12 protein-coding genes are annotated in these 17676 nt (G+C 71.2%); 11 read left to right on the top strand and 1 reads right to left on the bottom strand.

Annotation, left to right across the window (positions count from 1 at the left end; all coding sequences use genetic code 11):
* Window positions 1–165 precede the first annotated feature (165 nt).
* From leuS to H958_RS39350, 6 genes are all read left to right on the top strand, one after another.
* A complete protein-coding gene (gene leuS / locus H958_RS0121350) occupies window positions 166–2622 on the top strand; it encodes a leucine--tRNA ligase (protein ID WP_028060132.1) in 2457 nt (818 codons plus the stop codon).
* 346 nt (window positions 2623–2968) lie between these two features.
* Window positions 2969–3568, top strand: a complete 600-nt coding sequence (locus H958_RS39345) for a ComEA family DNA-binding protein (RefSeq protein WP_051324625.1) — start codon at window positions 2969–2971, stop codon at window positions 3566–3568.
* 32 nt (window positions 3569–3600) lie between these two features.
* The gene (locus H958_RS0121360; RefSeq protein ID WP_028060133.1) at window positions 3601–5934 is read left to right on the top strand and encodes a ComEC/Rec2 family competence protein; all 2334 of its coding nucleotides are present in this window, start codon (window positions 3601–3603) and stop codon (window positions 5932–5934) included.
* 189 nt (window positions 5935–6123) lie between these two features.
* Window positions 6124–8862, top strand: a complete 2739-nt coding sequence (locus tag H958_RS0121365) for an endonuclease/exonuclease/phosphatase family protein (RefSeq protein WP_156028123.1) — start codon at window positions 6124–6126, stop codon at window positions 8860–8862.
* A 100-nt stretch (window positions 8863–8962) separates the two neighbouring features.
* Window positions 8963–9946: a DNA polymerase III subunit delta gene (gene holA, locus H958_RS0121370; protein WP_028060135.1), complete on the top strand. Its 984-nt coding sequence runs from the start codon at window positions 8963–8965 to the stop codon at window positions 9944–9946.
* A 212-nt stretch (window positions 9947–10158) separates the two neighbouring features.
* A complete protein-coding gene (locus H958_RS39350) occupies window positions 10159–12087 on the top strand; it encodes a glycoside hydrolase family 15 protein (protein WP_051324626.1) in 1929 nt (642 codons plus the stop codon).
* A gap of 26 nt (window positions 12088–12113) precedes the next feature.
* On the opposite strand, the gene rpsT is transcribed toward H958_RS39350, so the two are convergent.
* Window positions 12114–12380, bottom strand: coding sequence for a 30S ribosomal protein S20 (rpsT, locus tag H958_RS0121380; protein WP_028060136.1), 267 nt, complete (start codon window positions 12378–12380; stop codon window positions 12114–12116).
* A gap of 51 nt (window positions 12381–12431) precedes the next feature.
* Here rpsT and murJ point away from each other — a divergent pair, with 51 nt between their 5' ends.
* The 5 genes from murJ to hrcA are packed head-to-tail and all read left to right on the top strand — an operon-like array spanning window position 12432 to window position 17613.
* Window positions 12432–14027 carry a murein biosynthesis integral membrane protein MurJ gene (murJ, locus tag H958_RS0121385; RefSeq protein ID WP_028060137.1) on the top strand — a complete coding sequence of 532 codons (1596 nt, stop codon included), beginning with the start codon at window positions 12432–12434 and terminating at the stop codon, window positions 14025–14027.
* A gap of 12 nt (window positions 14028–14039) precedes the next feature.
* On the top strand, window positions 14040–15851 hold the full coding sequence (gene lepA / locus H958_RS0121390) for a translation elongation factor 4 (protein ID WP_028060138.1): 1812 nt from the start codon (window positions 14040–14042) through the stop codon (window positions 15849–15851).
* The gene (locus H958_RS39355) at window positions 15848–16252 is read left to right on the top strand and encodes a MaoC family dehydratase N-terminal domain-containing protein (protein WP_037411029.1); all 405 of its coding nucleotides are present in this window, start codon (window positions 15848–15850) and stop codon (window positions 16250–16252) included. Before lepA ends, H958_RS39355 begins: the two co-directional genes overlap by 4 nt.
* A complete protein-coding gene (locus H958_RS0121400) occupies window positions 16231–16602 on the top strand; it encodes a MaoC/PaaZ C-terminal domain-containing protein (protein WP_037411087.1) in 372 nt (123 codons plus the stop codon). Before H958_RS39355 ends, H958_RS0121400 begins: the two co-directional genes overlap by 22 nt.
* Window positions 16603–16605: 3 nt before the next feature.
* Window positions 16606–17613, top strand: a complete 1008-nt coding sequence (hrcA, locus tag H958_RS0121405; protein ID WP_028060139.1) for a heat-inducible transcriptional repressor HrcA — start codon at window positions 16606–16608, stop codon at window positions 17611–17613.
* Window positions 17614–17676 lie beyond the last annotated feature (63 nt).

The raw sequence follows: 17676 nt of genomic DNA on the forward strand, positions 1-17676 counted from the left end.
GGCAGGTGCCGGCCGTAGGTGAAGGGTAGCCTGGCCGTTCAGGTCCGATATGGGCGCCCTTCTGGCCGGGCTTCATGAGGCGACTCGAACTCCGGTTCGCCTCGGCGCCGGGAAGCCGCACCACTCCGGGGAACGCACGGTCTCGGGCGCTAACCTCCGCGCCCAATGTCCGAGCACCGCTACGACCCGCGCCAGATCGAGCCGAAGTGGCAGAGGATCTGGGAAGAGGAGCGCACCTGGGAGGTGCCCAACGACCTGGACGACGACGTCCCGCGGTCGTACGTGCTCGAGATGCTGCCGTATCCGTCCGGCGAGCCCCACATGGGGCACCTCAAGAACTACTCGGTCGGTGACGCGGTGGCGCATTTCCGCCGCCGTAACGGCATGCGCGTGCTGCATCCGATGGGGTATGACGCGTTCGGCCTGCCGGCCGAGAACAACGCGATCAAGACCGGCGTGCCGCCGCGACAGGCGACCGAGGAGTCGATCGCCTCGTTCCAGCGCCAGTTCCGCGAGTGGGGCATCTCGATCGACTGGTCGCGCGAGTTCGCCACGCATGAGCCGCGTTACTACCGCTGGACCCAGTGGATCTTCCTGCAGCTCTTCAAGCGTGGGCTGGCCTACCGCAAGGAGGCCGCGGTCAACTGGTGCCCCAAGGACGCCACCGTGCTCGCCAACGAGCAGGTGATCGACGGGCACTGCGAGCGCTGCGGCACGGCGGTCGAGCTGCGCCAGCTGGAGCAGTGGTTCTTCCGCATCACCGACTACGCCGACCGTCTGCTCGACGACCTCGACACGATCGACTGGCCGCACAACGTCGTCACCATGCAGCGCAACTGGATCGGCCGCTCCGAGGGCGCGGAGGTCACGTTCGCCTGCCCTGAGGTCGGCGTCGACTACTCCGTCTTCACCACCCGCCCGGACACGCTGTTCGGCGCCACCTTCTTCGTGATGGCGCCGGAGCACCCGGACATCATGCGCCTCGCCGCCGGCACCGAGCACGAGCAGGCCGTACGCGAGTACGTGAACAACGTGCTGACGGAGACCAAGGAGGAGCGCAGCGACACGGAGCGCAAGAAGACCGGGGTCCCGCTGGGGCGCAGCGTCGTCAACCCCGTCAACGGCGAGCGCATCCCGATGTTCGTCTCCGACTACGTCCTGATGGAGTACGGCACGGGCGCCCTGATGGCGGTGCCCGCGCACGACGAGCGCGACTTCGACTTCGCCCACGTCTTCAACCTGCCGATCCGCCGCGTCGTCGGCGGCCACCACGACGAGCTGCCGTACACGGGCGACGGCACGCTGGTCAACTCCGCGCCGGAGTTCGACGGGCTGCACAACCGCGACGCGCTGGACAAGATCGTCGACTGGCTTGACCGCGAGGGCAAGGGCCACCGCTCGGTCAACTACCGCCTGCGCGACTGGCTGCTCTCGCGCCAGCGCTACTGGGGCTGCCCGATCCCGATCGTGTACTGCGAGGAGCACGGCATGGTCCCGGTGCCGGAGGTGGACCTGCCGGTCGTCCTGCCGGAGATCGAGGACTACGCGCCGCAGGGCCGCTCGCCGCTGGCGGCCGCGGAGGACTGGGTCGCGACCACATGCCCGACCTGTGGCGGCCCCGCGCGGCGCGAGACGGACACGATGGACACGTTCGTCGACTCCTCCTGGTACTACCTGCGCTACTGCGACGCGCTCAACGACGACGCGGCGTGGGATCCGGCGGTGCTGAACCGCTGGATGCCGGTCGACCAGTACATCGGCGGCGTCGAGCACGCGATCCTCCACCTGATGTACGCGCGCTTCTTCGTCAAGGCGCTCGCGGACATGGACCTGCTGGACGCCCAGGAGCCGTTCAAGGCGCTGTTCACCCAGGGCATGATCACCCGCGACGGGGCGAAGATGTCCAAGTCGAAGGGCAACATGGTCAGCCCGGACTCCTACATCGAGCGCTACGGGGCCGACACCGCCCGCTGCTACGTGCTGTTCATCGGCGCTCCGGACCAGGACGCGGACTGGACCGACGAGGGCGTCGAGGGCGTCCACCGCTTCCTCAGCCGGCTCTGGCGCCTCGGCGCGGATGTCGCCGACGCCACCGGCGTCCAGCCCCTGCTCGGACCCCTGGACGAGCCCGAGAGCGACGACCTCGAGCTGATGCGCAAGGCGCATTGGGCGATCGACAAGGTCACCAACGACATGGCGGGCCGCTTCGCATTCAACACCGCGATCGCGGCGGTCATGGAACTGGTCAACGAGGCGTACCGCCGGCGCGATGCGGTCGGTCACGCCACGCTGCACTACGCCACGGCGACCGCCGCGTCCCTGATCTTCCCGTTCGCCCCGCACACGGGCGCGGACGTGTACGAGCGCCTGACGGGCGACCGCGTGTGGGAGCAGCCGTGGCCGGATGCGGACCTCTCGCTGCTCGAGCGCGACGTGATCGAGATCGTCGTGCAGGTCAACGGCAAGTTGCGCGACCGCATCCAGGCGGCGGCGAGCGCCTCGCGCGAGGAGCTCGAGGAGCTTGCGCGCGAGCGGCCGAACGTGCGGGCGCACATCGACGGCAAGCGGGTGATGAAGGTCGTCGTAGTGCCGTCGAAGCTCGTGAACTTCGTCGTGCGCTGAGCGCGCGCGGCTCGCCCGGCCGCTTGTGCGCGACCAGCGGGTTCGCGCGCTCTGGAGGACGCCACCGCCGAACCGGAGCCGGCCAAGAACCTGAACCGGCCGGCCGGCGCTGCCGCCGGCGAGCGGGGCTTGCCCGCGCCACGAAGCGAACGCACGGTGATCCGCGCTCGCCGTCGCCGCCGCCTTGCCGTCCTGCCCTGTCGTCGCCGTGATCGCCATCGGTCGCGACACCCCATCACGGCAGGACCCGTCCGCGGCAGGGTGTCGCACTTTCGGCACACATTCGGTGCTGTTGCGTCACAAACGCGTGTAGATCGGTCACGGAGACCGGCCATACGGTCTGCCCATGCCCGATCGCGACCCCCGCAAGCTCGCCGCCTGGGGCGTGGCGGCACTCGCTCTCGTCCTGCTCACGGCGTGGTACCTCTCGCGCTCGAGCGCGGGGGAGTCGGCGGCGGCGGTCGAGCCGGTGGCCACGATCGCGGCGGCGCCGGAGGAGCAAGGTGTCGGCGGCCGCCTGGTCATCGACGTCGCGGGCGCCGTGCGCAAGCCGGGCGTCTACCGAATGGCGCAGGGGGACCGGGTCGAGGACGCGCTCAAGGAGGCCGGGGGCGCGACCGCGCATGCCGACCTGAGCCAGCTCAATCGCGCTGCCAAGCTCGAGGACGGCCGCCAGATCCTCGTGCCCCGCCGCGCCCCGCGCGGTCGACCGGCGGCGGCTGCGGCGACGGCCGCGGCACCGTCGACGCCCGCGCAACCGGTGAACCTGAACACGGCGACGCTCGAGCAGCTCGACACGCTCGACGGCGTCGGTCCGGCGACGGCTCAGAAGATCATCGACTTCCGCACCGCCCACGGCGGCTTCGGCAGCATCGACGAGCTGGACCAGATCCCCGGGATCGGGGAGAAGAAGCTCGCGGCCCTCCGTGAACAGGTGACTGTGTGACCGCGATCGAGCGGCGTCTCAGAGCGGGCCAGATGCACGCCGCACGGGCGCTCGCGGTGATGCGGGCACATCCCCGGCACCTGGTGCTCACCGGCTTCGTCGCAGGCATGCTGCTCGTCTTCGCCGGACCGCCCGCGGTCATCGCGGCGGCGCTCGCGGCCACTGCCGTCGCAGGCCGGAGCCGGTTCGCGCTCGTCGCCGGCGCCGCCGTCATCGCCGGCGCGGCGCTGGCCCAGGCGCGGGTCGATGCGCTCGACGCGGGCGTCCTCGCCCATATGCATGACCGGACCGTGCAGACACGCGTGACGCTGCTGGAGCCTGTGCGCGAGCGCGTCAACGGGCCCGCCTCGGCTCGCGTGCGGCTCCTGGACAGCGCAGCCGCCGGCGAGCAGGCGGTGCTGCGGCTGCACTCGTACGCGTACCACGGCGCGTGGCCCGACGTCGGAGAGGTGCTGAAGGTCACCGCGCGCGTGAAGCCGCTCGGGCCGTTCGACGCGTACCAGCGAAGGCGCAACGCGCACGCCGCGCTGGAGGCCTCCCGTGCCGCCGGCACCGGCGAGCGGCGCGGCGGCCTCGCAGGCGTGCTCGACTCGGTGCGCCGGCGCGCCGAGCGCGGGCTCGAGGTCCACCTGGCGCCGAAGGAACGGGCGCTGCTGCGTGGCATGGTGCTCGGGGAGGACGAGCGGCTGAGCGAGACGACGAGGGACGAGTTCCAGGCCTCGGGTCTGGCCCACATCCTCGCGGTGAGCGGCCAGAACGTGATGCTGCTCGCGGCGCTCGTGCTGTTCGCGGGGTCGCTGACCGGCATGGGGTTGCGGCTGCGGCTGCTCCTCGCGATCGGGCTGATCGCCGTCTACGTCCCGCTCGCGGGCGGCGGCCCGTCGATCCAGCGCGCCGGCGTGATGGGGATCGCCGGGCTGGTCGCCGCGCTCGCGGGGCACCCGGCGCGACGCTGGTACGCACTGCTGCTCGCCGCGGCGGTCACGCTCGTCCTGAACCCGCGGGCCGCCGCGGAGCCCGGCTGGCAACTCTCATTCGCCGCCGTCGCCTCGCTGCTCGCCGCCGCGCCCGCCCTCGCCGGCGCGCTCGGCCGCCGGATGCCGGCCGCGGTCGCCGAGGTCGCCGCCATCACGCTCGCCGCGACGGTCGGAACAGCGCCGTTGATGGCGCTGCACTTCGGACAGCTCTCGCTCGCCTCGCTCCCGGCCAACCTGATCGCGGCTCCCGCGATCGCCCCCGTCATGTGGCTCGGCATGCTGGCGGCGGCGGCCGCCCAGGCGGCCCCGGCGCTCGCGGCGCCGTTCACGGCGCTCACCGGGCCGCTGCTGGTCTTCATCCAGTGGGTGGCGCACGAGAGCGCGGGGGCGCCGCTCGCGGCGGTTCCCGTTCACGCGCCGCCCGCCGCCGTGCTGGCGATCTGGGCCGGCGCGATCGGTCTGTTCGCGGCGTGGATGCGCCGCCGCCGGCACCGGCCGGCGCTCGGCGGCCGGACCCGCCGCCGCCGGCTTGCCATCCCGGCCCTCGCCGCCGTGGCCGTCGCCGGCGTCACGCAGGCGCGCGCCGGCGCGCCGCGCCTCGCCCGCGGCGAGATGCTCGTGTCGTTCCTCGACGTGGGGCAGGGGGACGCGACGCTGATCCAGCTCGACGGCAGCGCCGTGCTGGTCGACACCGGACCGCCGGAGGGGCCGGTCCTCGAGCGCCTCCGCCAAGCGCACGTCAAGCGGCTCGACGCGCTGGTCCTCACGCATGCGCAGGCCGACCACGAGGGAGCCGCGCCCGCGGTCATCCGCGAGCACGACCCGCGCCTGGTCATCGACGGCGGCGCGGGCTGGTCGACGCGCGTGCAGCGGGTCCTCGCCGCCGATCGCCGGTTCCGGAGGCCGCAGCCGCGCGACTCTCGGGCCGGCTCGGCGGCCCGCCGGATCGTCGCCCCCGCCGCCGGCGAGACGCTCGCGCTCGGCGCGCTGCAGCTGCGCATCCTCTGGCCTCCCGCGCCGCCGCCGGGCTGGAGGCCGGAGGGCGATCCCAATCAGCGGGCGATCGTGGCGCGCGTCGAGGCCGGTCGCTTCTCGCTCCTGCTCACCGCGGATGCGGAGAGCGACGTCACCGGCCCGCTCGCTCTCGCCCCCGTCGACGTCCTCAAGGTCGCCCATCACGGCAGCGAGGACGCCGGCCTGCCCGCGCTGCTCGAACGCCTGCGCCCGCGCTTCGCCGCGATCGAGGTCGGCCGCCACAACACCTATGGCCATCCGGCGCCCTCCACCATCGCGGCGCTCCGCAGGGTCGTTCCCACGGTCGTCCGCACCGACCGCGACGGCACGGTACGGCTGCACGCGATCGGCGACCGCATGTGGGTGGAGCGATGAGGGGACGGCCCAGCACGTCCCCCGGGGGGCCGGTCGGTCCGTGCGCGGACACGCCCCGGGGACCGAAAAGATGAGCACGGCGGGCATTGGTCACGGAACCGTCACTCCTGGCTCCGGACCACCGATACGGTGGCGCGCGTCGTTGTTCGCGCGCGAAAGGAATCCGTCCCCGTGAAACTCCGTCTCCCCGTGGCTGCGGCCGCGGCATTGATCGCCGCAGCCCTGCTCGCACCGAGCGCCATGGCCGCGTCGTCGACCGTCGTGATCTCCCAGTTCGCCCTGCGAGGGCCGACAGGAGGCAGCGACGAGCTGGTCCAGATCAAGAACGTGTCCGCGACGGCGCAGGACATCGGCGGCTGGCAGATCTGGGGCTCGAGCCAGACGGGGTCGGCCACGAGCGCGCGGGCGACGGTCCCGAGCGGCGTCTCGCTCCCGGCCGGCAGGTCGTTCCTGTTCACCAACGTCCAGACCGGAGGCACCGGCGGGTCGTACTCCGGCACCGTTCCGGGCGACGTCGCGTACACGACGGGCGTCTCCGACAACGGCGGGCTGCAGCTGCGCAACGCCTCCGGCGCGGTGATCGACGCCGTCGGCAGCACCCTCCTGTCGGGCGCCGGCACCGCGTTCCGCGAGGGCGCGGGGCTCGCCATCCCGACCACCAACGGCAACGACGCGTTCCTCCGCAAGGCCACGGCCGACTCGGACGACAACGCCGCCGACTTCACGGGTCCGCAGGCGATGGCCCCCGAGAGCTGCGGCGCCCAGTGCGCCGTCGCCGAGACGTGCCCCAGCAGCGGGACCGTCGAGATCAGCCAGATCCAGACGCTCGGCGCGAACTCCGCGTGCGACGGCAAGACCGTGACCGTCCGGGGGATCGTCACCGGCGTCGACGACCTGTACGGCTCCAGCTACGACGCCATCTACAAGGGCGACTCCGGTCTGTGGGTGCAGGAGGCCACGCACGATCCGGCGTCCACCACCTCGGAGGCGCTGTTCGTCGCGGGCATCCGCCGCAACGCGGCCGACCCCGCCGGCGTGATCGGGTCCGACATCACGATCACGGGCCGCATCGTCACCCAGTTCGGCCTCGTCGAGCTGGTCCCGAACGGCGTCGGCTCGGTCTCGAGCCCCGCGGCGACCGAGGTCAACCTCACCGACGTCGCGACCGTCAACTCGACCGGCAACCCGCTGCCGGCGCCGATCGACATCGACCCGGCCAAGGCCGCCGCGCAGGATCCGGCGACGCGCCCGTACTACCGCAGCCTCCAGGGCATGCGCGTCCGCCTCGCCGAGGGCATCGCAACCGGCGGCGGCACGACGAAGTTCCGTGACGTCTACCTGCGTCCCGGCACCCAGGCCACCCGCCTGTTCCGCAAGAACAGCCCCGCGGCGATCACCACGCCGTGGTCGGACGCGCCCGACGAGCTCGGCGTCGCCGCCGACGGCGGCGCGCACAACCCGGCCGACCCGCGTCTGCCTTGGCGCAGCGACACCGAACTGGACATGGACCTGTTCGACACAGCTCGCAACGTCGTCGGTCCGCTGACGTACACGTTCAGCTTCTACGAGGTCATGCCGCAGCTCGGCGGTCCCGCGCCGGTGATCGAGCGCGGGCCGATCAACGCCGCCTATCCGCCGTCCGCCCCGGCGCAGGCGCCCAACACGCTGCGTTTCGCATCCTTCAACGTCGAGAACTACTTCCCGGCCGGCAAGGAGAACGACGGCCACGTCATCACGGCGCAGGAGTACGCGGACCGGACCGACGCGATCGTCAAGGCGATCCGCGGCTTCCTCAAGGAGCCCGACGTGATCGCCGTGCAGGAGGTGGCGGTCTTCGCCGACGGCGCCAACGCCCTCACCGGGCTCGCTCAGGCGCTCGGCGACTACACGCCCTACAACGCCGTCAACAACGACGGTCGCGGGATCGCGCCGGGGTTCCTGATCAAGAACGGCGTCAGCGCGTCCAACCCGCGGCTGCTCGGCCAGACCGAGCAGTACAACGCGCACAGCGAGGGGACGTGCGACCTCGCCGGCGGCCCGCTGTACGACCGTGCGCCGTTCGCCCTGGACATCTCCAAGGGCGACGTCCGGGCGACCGTGATCAGCAACCACTTCGCCTCGCAGTCGCACGAGAACGCGTGCCGCATCGCCGAGGCCGAGTACCAGCGCCAGCAGGCGGCGGCGATGGTCGCCGCGGGCAAGAACGTGATCGTCGGCGGCGACCTGAACGACTTCGAGTTCTCGGATTCGCTCGGCCGCCTGACGCAGGGCGGGACGCTGACGAACCTGTGGAGCAAGGCGCCCGAGGGCCTCGCGTACTCGTACAAGTACCAGGGCCACCTGCAGACGCTCGACCACGTGCTCGTCAGCGCCGGCCTCGTGTCGCGCGTGACCGACATGCGCTACATGCACTTCGACAACGACTACTACGAGCGCAACTCCGCCGACGGCACCGGGATCTCCGATCACGACCCGCCGCTGGCGACGTTCCAGCTGAGCGGCACGGGAGTCGACGGGGACGTGCACGGCACCGTGCCGGCGACGCTCTCGCTCAGCCTCGGCGGCCCGGCGAACCTCGGCGCGTTCGCGCCGGGCGTGACGAGCGACTACGACGCCACGATCACCGCGACTGTGACGTCGACGGCCACGAATGCCGACCTGAGCGTGATCGACTCGAGCAGCAATGCAACGGGCCGGCTCGTCAACGGCGCCTACGCGCTCGCGTCGCCGCTCCAGCTGCAGGCGGGGGGCGCGTTCGCCCCGATCCACGCGGACGGCACGCCGCTGCTGCTCAAGAGCTACGCCGATCCGGTGTCCAACGGCGTGGCGACGGTCGGCGTGCGCCAGCACGTCGACTCGACCGAGGGCCTGCGAACCGGCAGCTACAGCAAGACGCTCACGTTCACGCTGAGCTCGACCACGCCGTAAGGCGCTCGACCACGCCGTAAGGCTCCGAGGGCGCTCGCGCACGCGGGCGCCGGACCGCGGGGGCGCCGGGACAACCGGCGCCCCCTCTAATCTCAGCGGGGTGCCCAGCTTTCGCGCCGCCTACCTGATCCACGGCGACGACCACGGCCGCATCTCCGAGCGCCGCGCGCGTCTGCGCGCGATGGCCGAGGACGCGGCGGGAACGGCGGGCGTCGAGGTCTACGAGGCCGATGCGTGCACGCCTGACGCGATCGCCGGCGCCCTCTCGACGATGACGTTCGCGATGGGGCGCCGCTTCGTGATCGCCGACGGCGTGGAGCGCTGGAAGGAGGGCGACGTCGACGCGGTGGCGGCCGCGCTGAAGTCCGCGGACCCCGAGTTGCTCACCGTGGCGTTCTTCGCGCGCGAGGAGGCCCGCGCCAAGGCTCCTGCCAAGCTGCACAAGGCGGTCGAGGCCGTCGGCGGGCAGATCGCCGAGGAGGCGACGGTCAAGCCGTGGGAGCTGCCCAAGTGGCTCGTCAAGCAGGCGGCGCAGCTCGAGCTCGAGCTCGACCCCGAGGCCGCGAAGGCGCTGATCGCCCAGGCCGGCGACCGCCAGCAGCGGCTGCTGCGCGAGCTCGAGAAGCTCGCGCTCGAGCATGGGCCGCACACGCACGTCGGCGTCGAGGAGGTCCAGGAGGCGTGCGCGAGCTCGGCGGAGCGCAAGGTCTGGACGCTCACCGACGCGCTGGTGGCCGGCGATCGCCGGACGGCTACCCGCGTCCTGCTCGAGTTGCGCACCCAGGGCGAGCGCCTGCCCGCGATGACGTACACGATCGCACGCAAGCTCCGCGAGGCGCTCGCGATCGCCGAGGGGCTCGCCGCCGGCCAGTCGCAGGCCCAGGTCAAGAAGTCGCTGCGCATGAGCCCGCGGCAGGCGTCCAAGCTCGTCGCCGACGTCGAGCGCCGCGACCCCGAGGCGTTCCGCCGCGCACTGGCCGCGCTGGCCGACTTCGAGCTGGAGAGCCGCGGCGGCGTGGGCGGCCGCGGGGGCCTGGGCGAGGAGACCGCCGCCCTGCGCACCGTGCTGACCGCGACGCGCTGACCGCCGGCTTGCGGACGGTGCTGACCGCGACGCGTTGACCGCGGCCGAGACGCAGCGCCCGAACCAGGCGCCGCCACAGCGGCGGCCGAGATCACCGCGGCGTGCAGGCCCGCCGCATCCCCCGCGCCACCGAGCCGCAGGCGCTCAGCACGCCCGCAACGCGGCGCCCAGTCCTCACCGATTTTTCGCGACGTGCGAGGATCGGAGTACCCATGCCGCTTGAACATCCGGATCCGCCGCTCGTCTCCCCGTTCCCGCCGATCGCCGAGTACGCCTTCCTCTCCGATTGCGAGACGTGTGCCCTCGTCGCGCCCAGCGGTGCGGTGGAGTGGATGTGCCTGCCCCGCTTCGACGGCCCGAGCGTGTTCGGCGCCCTGCTGGATCGCGACGCCGGCACGTTCCGCCTCGGCCCGGCGGACACGATGGTGCCCGCCGCCCGCCGCTACCTGCCGGGGACGAACGTGCTGGAGACGAGCTGGGGCACGCGCCAGGGCTGGCTGATCGTCCGCGACGTCCTGCTCGTCGGCCCGTGGCACGACACCGACGAGCGCTCCTCGACCCACCGCCGCGCGCCGACCGACCACGACGCCGAGCACGTCCTCCTGCGCACGATGCGATGCGTCAACGGCTCGGTCGAGATGCAGCTCGAGTGCGATCCCATCTTCGACTACGGCCGCCGCTACGCGAAGTGGGAGTACGTCGGCAGCGGCTACAACGAGGCGGTCGCGTCGGTCGACGGCTGGCCGGCCAAGCTCACGCTGACGACCGACCTCAGGGTCGGGTTCGAGGGCTCGCGCGTCCGTGCCGTCTCGACCCTGAAGGCCGGTGAGACCGCGTTCGTCGCGCTCGCCTTCTCCGAGCACCCCGGCCCGAAGACCTACGACGAGGCGTACAAGCGGCTTGTGCGCACCGCCGACTTCTGGCACGCCTGGCTCGCGCACGGGACGTTCCCCGACCATCCCTGGCGCCAGTACCTGCAGCGCTCCGCGTTGACGCTGAAGGGCCTCTCCTACGCGCCCACCGGCGCGATGATCGCGGCGGCCACCACGAGCCTGCCCGAGGCGCCCGGCGGCGTCCGCAACTGGGACTACCGCTATTCCTGGGTCCGCGACTCGACCTTCATGCTGTGGGGCCTGCACTCGCTCGGCTTCGAGTGGGAGGCCAACGACTACTTCTACTTCATGCAGGACGCCGCCCAGGCGGACGACCTGCAGGTGATGTACGGCATCCAGGGCGAGCGCGAGCTGCCCGAGGAGACGCTCGACCACCTCTCCGGCTACGACAACGCGCGCCCGGTGCGGATCGGCAACGGCGCCTACAATCAGCACCAGCACGACGTCTGGGGCACGATGCTGGACTCGATCTTCCTCCACGCCAAGTCGCGCGACCACCTGCCGGAGCGGCGCTGGCCGCTGATCGAGCGGCTCGTGGGGGCCGCGATCGCCCACTGGCAGGAGCCCGACCGCGGCATCTGGGAGGTCCGCGGCGAGCCGCGGCACTTCCTCTCCTCGAAGGTCATGTGCTGGGTCGCATGCGACCGCGGCGCCCGCCTCGCGCGCCTGCGCGAGCAGCACGAGCGCGCCGACGCGTGGCAGCTGAAGGCCGACGAGATCAAGGCCGACATACTCGAGCGCGGCTGCCGCGACGGCGTCTTCACGCAGCACTACGACACGGACGCGCTGGATGCGTCGGCGCTGCTGATCCCGCTCGTGCGCTTCCTGCCGGCCGACGACGATCGCGTCCGCAAGACGGTCATGGCGATCGCCGACACGCTGACCGTGGACGGCCTCGTGATGCGCTACAAGGTCGAGGAGACCGACGACGGCTTCAGCGACGACGAGGGCACGTTCACGATCTGCTCGTTCTGGCTCGTCAGCGCGCTGTCGGAGATCGGCGAGCACTCGCTGGCGCGCGACCTGTGCCAGAAGTTGCTCGGCTACGCGTCGCCGCTGCACCTGTACGCGGAGGAGATCGACCCGCGCAGCGGGCGCCACCTCGGCAACTTCCCGCAGGCGTTCACGCATCTGGCGCTGATCAACGCCGTCATGCACGTGATCCGGGCGGACGAGCGGATCGCCGCCGGGATGCAGCCGCTGGCGGCGACGGAGGGGCCGAAGGGCGACTTGATCGGCGAGATCTAGCCGCCCGACCCGGGCGGGAGGAGGCGCTAGGACGCGGCCGGGCGGCGGAGCCGCTCGGCGCGGGCCTTCTTACGAGCGCCCGTGTTCTTGTGCAGCGCCCCGCGCTTGACGGCCTTGTCGATCAGCGAGACGAGCTTGCGGTGCTCGGCGGCGATCTGGTCGTCGTCGGCGGCGGTCACGGCAACCTCGAGGCGCCGGAAGTACGTCTTGATCTGCGACGTGTAGTGGCGGTTCTCGAAGCGCTCGCGCTGAGAGCGGTCGTTGCGCTTGATCTGTGACTTGATATTGGCCATACGAAAGGGCCGCGGGGACTGCCGCAGCGGCCGCGTACTATAGCGCGCCGGTTGGAAGCTCAGACGTCACCAAGGCGGCGCCGGACGGCCGTCAACACGGCGATCTTCTCCGCTGCCACCGGGCTGTCTCGCATCGCCGGGCTGGTCCGGGAGGTCATCGCCGCGAGCTACTTCGGCACGACCGGCCCCGCGTCGGCGTTCACGCTCGCCTTCCAGATCCCGAACCTGATCCGCGCGCTGGTCGCCGACGCCGCCCTGTCGAGCGCCTTCGTGCCCGTGTTCAGCGACCTGCTGGAGCACAAGCGGCGCAAGGAGGCCTACCAGCTCGCGAGCGCACTGGCCGGTCTGCTCCTGGTCGCGCTGGGCGCCATCTCGCTGCTGTTCATCCTGCTCGCGCCGAAGATCATCCCGATCTTCACGGGCAGCGACTTCACGCCCGCGCTCGACGACCTGTGCGTCGGGCTGTCCCAGGTGCTGTTCCCGATCGTGGTGCTGCTCGGGCTCAACGGGCTCGCGGTCGGCATCCTCAACGCGCACGACCACTTCACGATCCCCGCGATCGCTCCGCTCGTCTGGAACGTGGTGATCGTGATCGGGATGGTCGGTCTGGCGCCGCTGTTCCAAGGCCCCAACCGCATCTACGCGTATGCGATCGGCGTCGTCGCCGGCACGCTCGTGCAGTTGTTGATGATGCTTCCGCAGCTGCGGAAGATCGGCTTTCCGGTCTGGCGGATCAGCTTCCCGAAGCGCGGCGATCCGCGCGTCCGCAACGTGCTCGTGCTGATGCTGCCGGTCTCGATCGGCCTCGGCTTGATCAACATCGACCTCGTCCTGAACTCGACGATCGGCTCGCTGATCTCCGACGAGGCTCCGGCCGCGATCGACAAGGCGTTCCGCATCTACATGCTCCCGCAGGGGATGTTCTCGGTCGCGGTGGCAACGGTGCTGTTCCCGCAGCTCAGCCGGCTCGCCTCGCGCAGCGACTTCGCAGGCCTGCGAGCGCTGACGGGCGTCGGCGCGCGCCAGATCGCGCTGCTGCTGATCCCCTCGGCGGCCGCGATCATCGTGCTGGCGACGCCGATGGTGCGGCTCGTCTACCAGCGCGGCGAGTTCGATGCGCTGTCGACCAAGCAGACCGCCGACGCGCTGCTCGTGTTCGCCTTCAGCCTCCCGTTCAGCGGCTGGAACCTGCTGCTGACGCGCACGTTCTTCTCGCTCCAGCGCCCGTGGCTGCCGACCGCCCTGGCCGGCATCTCGCTCGTCGTCAACACGGTGATCTCGCTCGCGCTGTACAAGCCGCTCGGGATCACGGGCGTGGTGCTCGGGACGGTCATCTCCAACGCGCTGCTGACGGTGCTGGAGGCGATCTACCTGCGGCGCGAGCTGGGCGGGCTCGAGATCGGCCGGACGCTGCTGTACGTGTTCGGGATGCTCGTCGCGGCGGGGATGCTGGCCGAGCTCTGCTACGGCACCTGGTGGGTGCTCGACGGCATCTTCGGGCGCTCGCTGCTCGGCCAGCTCATCAGCGTGGGCGGCGCGCTGGGCGGCGGCGGCGCGATCTACCTCTGGTTCGTGCTGTGGCTCGGAATCCCCGAGGCGCGGCAGGTCGTCGACCTCTTCGCGCGGCGAATCAGACCGCGCTCGTAATCTAAGTGTGCTTTGGCCGACCAGCAGCACATCCGCAACTTCTCGATCATCGCCCACATCGACCATGGGAAGTCGACGCTGGCCGATCGCATCCTGGAGCTGACCCACACCGTCGACCCGCGCTCGATGCGGGCGCAGCTGCTGGACTCGATGGATCTCGAGCGCGAGCGCGGGATCACGATCAAGGCCCAGGCCGTGCGCGTCTTCTATGAGGCGCAGGACGGCGAGACCTACCAGCTGCACCTGATCGACACCCCGGGCCATGTCGACTTCACGTACGAGGTCTCGCGCTCGCTCGCCGCGTGCGAGGGCGCGCTGCTCGTCGTCGACGCCTCCCAGGGCGTGGAGGCGCAGACCGTCGCCAACACCTACCTCGCGATCGACTCCGGGCTGGAGCTGATCCCGTGCATGAACAAGGTCGACCTCCCGGGCGCCGAGCCCGAGCGGGTGGGGGAGGAGATCGCCGAGCTGATCGGCGAGCCGGCCGAGGAGGTCCGCCGCATTTCAGCGAAGACGGGCCAAGGCGTCGACGACCTGCTCGAGCAGCTCGTCCGGCGCGTCCCGCCGCCGTCGGGTGACCCCGACGCGCCGCCGCGCGCGCTGATCTTCGACTCCGAGTACGACCAGTACCGCGGCGTGATCGCCTACGTCCGCGTGGTCGACGGCACGTTCAAGAGGGGCGAGGCGATCCGCGCGATGGCGGCCGGCACCGAGGTCGAGATCGACGACATCGGCTTCTTCACGCCCGCGCAGCTCCCGGCCGAGCAGCTCACGGCCGGCGAGGTCGGCTACATCATCACCGGCATCAAGGACGTCACGAGCCTGCGCGTCGGCGACACGCTGACGACCAAGGCTCGCAACGCCGCCGAGCAGCCGCTGCCCGGCTACCGCGATGTCAAGCCGATGGTGTTCTGCGGCCTGTTCCCGATGAACAACGACGACTACCCCGAGCTGCGCGACGCGCTGGAGAAGCTGACGCTCAACGACGCGGCGCTCTCGTGGGAGCCGGAGACCTCGGACGCGCTCGGCTTCGGCTTCCGCTGCGGCTTCCTCGGCCTGCTGCACATGGACATCGTGCGCGAGCGCCTGGAGCGCGAGTACGACCTCGAGCTGATGGCGACGATGCCGTCGGTGGAGTTCGAGATCACGCTCACCGACGGCGCGATCATCCCGGTCCACAACCCGACCGACATGCCCGACCCCGCGCGCATCGCCGAGGTCCGCGAGCCCTACATCCGCGCCTCGATCCTGACGCCGAAGGAGTACATCGGCCAGATCATGGAGCTCTGCCAGGAGCGCCGCGGCAACCACGCGGGCATGCACTACCTGAGCTCCGAGCGCGTCCAGTTGACGTACGATCTGCCGCTGGCGGAGATCGTGCTCGACTTCTTCGACCAGCTGAAGACCCGGACGCGCGGGTACGCGTCGCTCGACTACGAGCCGATCGGCCTGCGCCCGTCGAACCTCGTCAAGCTCGACGTGCTGCTCGGCGGCGACCCGGTCGACGCGCTGTCGATGGTCGTCCATCGCGACAAGGCCTACGACCGCGGCAAGGAGCTGACCGAGCGGCTGCGCAAGCGGATCCCGCGCCAGCAGTACGACGTGCCGATCCAGGCCGCCGTCGGCGCGAAGATCATCGCCCGCGAGACGGTCAAGGCGTTCCGCAAGGACGTCACGGCCAAGTGCTACGGCGGCGACATCTCGCGCAAGCGCAAGCTGCTGGAGAAGCAGAAGGAGGGCAAGCGGCGGATGAAGCAGGTCGGCCGCATCGAGGTGCCGCAGGAGGCGTTTTTGGCCGTGCTCGAGCTCGGGGACGACCGGTGAGCCACTCCGACACCTACCTCGTCGGGCGCGAGAAGGTCCGCGAGTACGCGGCGGCGATCGGCGAGACCTCGCCGCTATGCCACGACGTCGAGGCGGCGCGGGCCGCCGGCTACGCCGACGTCGTCGCGCCGCCGATGTTCGCCGCGGTCTATGCGTGGCGCGCCCTGGGGCCGGTCGTGCTCGATCCCCAGATCGGCGTCGACTTCGAGCGCCTTGTGCACGGCGGGCAGGAGTTCGCGTGGCACGAGCCGGTCGTGGCCGGCGACGAGATCACGACCGAGGCCGCGTTCGTCGAGAAGGCCAGGCGCGCCGACATCATGGTCTACACGTTCAGCTCGCGCTCGACCAATCAGCGCGGGGAGCTCGTCTGCGAGGGGACATGGACGAACTTCGTGAGGTGAAGGTCACGCCGGACCGGTACCTGACGTACCGCTACGCGGGCGCTTCGGGGGACTTCAACCCGATCCATCTCGACGACGAGTTCGCCCGCTCCGTCGATCTCCCGAGCCGGATCCTGCACGGCCTGTGGACGATGGCGCAGGTCGCGCGGGCGCACGGCGAGGCGGCCGGCGATCCGCTGGCGCTGAAGTCGCTCTCGGTGCAGTTCCGCGGCCTGGGCGTGCCGGAGAAGGAGATCACGATCACCTCCAAGCTCAAGTCGAAGGGCGATGGAGAGGCCGTCTTCGCCTGCGAGGCGGTTCAGGATGGCAACAAGCTCGTCCGGCGGGGAACCGCAGTTCTTAGAATCTGACGGGTGCTGACTCCCCGCCAGGCGCTCCTCCTCGGAAAGGTGGTGGACGGCTTCTCGGCGACCGGGCAGCCCGTGGGCTCAAAGCGGCTCGCGGAGGACCCCGAAGTCAAGGCCGGGCCGTCGACCGTCCGCAACGAGCTCGCCGTGCTCGAAGAGCGCGGGCTGCTCGCGCATCCGCACACGAGCGCGGGTCGGGTGCCGACCGACGCGGGCTACCGCTACTACGTGGACGAGCTGCTGCCGGCGGCGACGCCGGCGCACGAGCTGCGGCTGGAGCTCGTCCGGCGCGAGGTCGTGGAGGCGATGCGGGTCACGACCGAGACGCTCTCGCAGGTCACCAACCTGCTCGCGATCGTCTCCGCGCCGCCGATCGGGACGACGACGATCCGCCACATCGAGGTGCTCGCGCTGCAGCCGCAGGTACTGATGGTGGTGGTGATCACGTCGACCGGCGGCGTCTCGAAGAAGCTCTTCACGTTCGACCGGCCGGTGGACCCGGGCCTCGCGGACTGGGCGGGCTCCTATCTCAACGAGAAGCTGGTCGGCACGGGGCTGGGCGCGCGGATGCTGCACTCGCGGCTGGCCGACCCGGCGCTGGCGGCGAGCGAGCGCGCGTTCGTCGAGGAGCTCTCGCCGGCGTTCACCGAGCTGGCCGAGACGGCGGAGGACACGCTGTACGTCGACGGCGCGCACCGGCTGCTGTCGGAGTACCGCTTCCAGGACGTGTCGCAGCTCAACGCGCTGATGGAGATGCTCGAGCGGCGCGTGTCGCTGCTCGGCGTGCTGACCGCCGCGCTGGACTCGCGCGACGCGTACGTGCGCATCGGCCGGGAGAACAGCGAGCCCGCGCTGCGCTCGCTCTCGCTCGTGGCGGCCAACTACGGCCTGCCGCAGCGCAACCTCGGGACGGTCTCGGTGATCGGCCCGACGCGGATGGATTACGCCCGCGCGATCCGCTCGGTGCGTGATGCCGCGTTCCAGCTGTCGCGCTTCATGGAGGAGCTTTACTAGTGGTCCCCTCCGCGAACCCGCACACCACCAGACGGCCGCTGATCACCGCCTGCCGGCGTCCTC

Origin of the sequence: Candidatus Solirubrobacter pratensis (assembly GCF_000425945.1) — a bacterium.
Taxonomy (GTDB): Bacteria; Actinomycetota; Thermoleophilia; order Solirubrobacterales; family Solirubrobacteraceae; genus Solirubrobacter; species Solirubrobacter pratensis.

Coding starts and splice junctions, on each gene's coding strand:
- H958_RS0121400 (WP_037411087.1), top strand. CDS start 16,231: ATGGACGAACTTCGTGAGGTGAAGGTCACGCCGGACCGGTACCTGACG.
- rpsT (WP_028060136.1), bottom strand. CDS start 12,380: ATGGCCAATATCAAGTCACAGATCAAGCGCAACGACCGCTCTCAGCGC.
- H958_RS39345 (WP_051324625.1), top strand. CDS start 2,969: ATGCCCGATCGCGACCCCCGCAAGCTCGCCGCCTGGGGCGTGGCGGCA.
- H958_RS0121360 (WP_028060133.1), top strand. CDS start 3,601: ATGCACGCCGCACGGGCGCTCGCGGTGATGCGGGCACATCCCCGGCAC.
- H958_RS39350 (WP_051324626.1), top strand. CDS start 10,159: ATGCCGCTTGAACATCCGGATCCGCCGCTCGTCTCCCCGTTCCCGCCG.
- leuS (WP_028060132.1), top strand. CDS start 166: ATGTCCGAGCACCGCTACGACCCGCGCCAGATCGAGCCGAAGTGGCAG.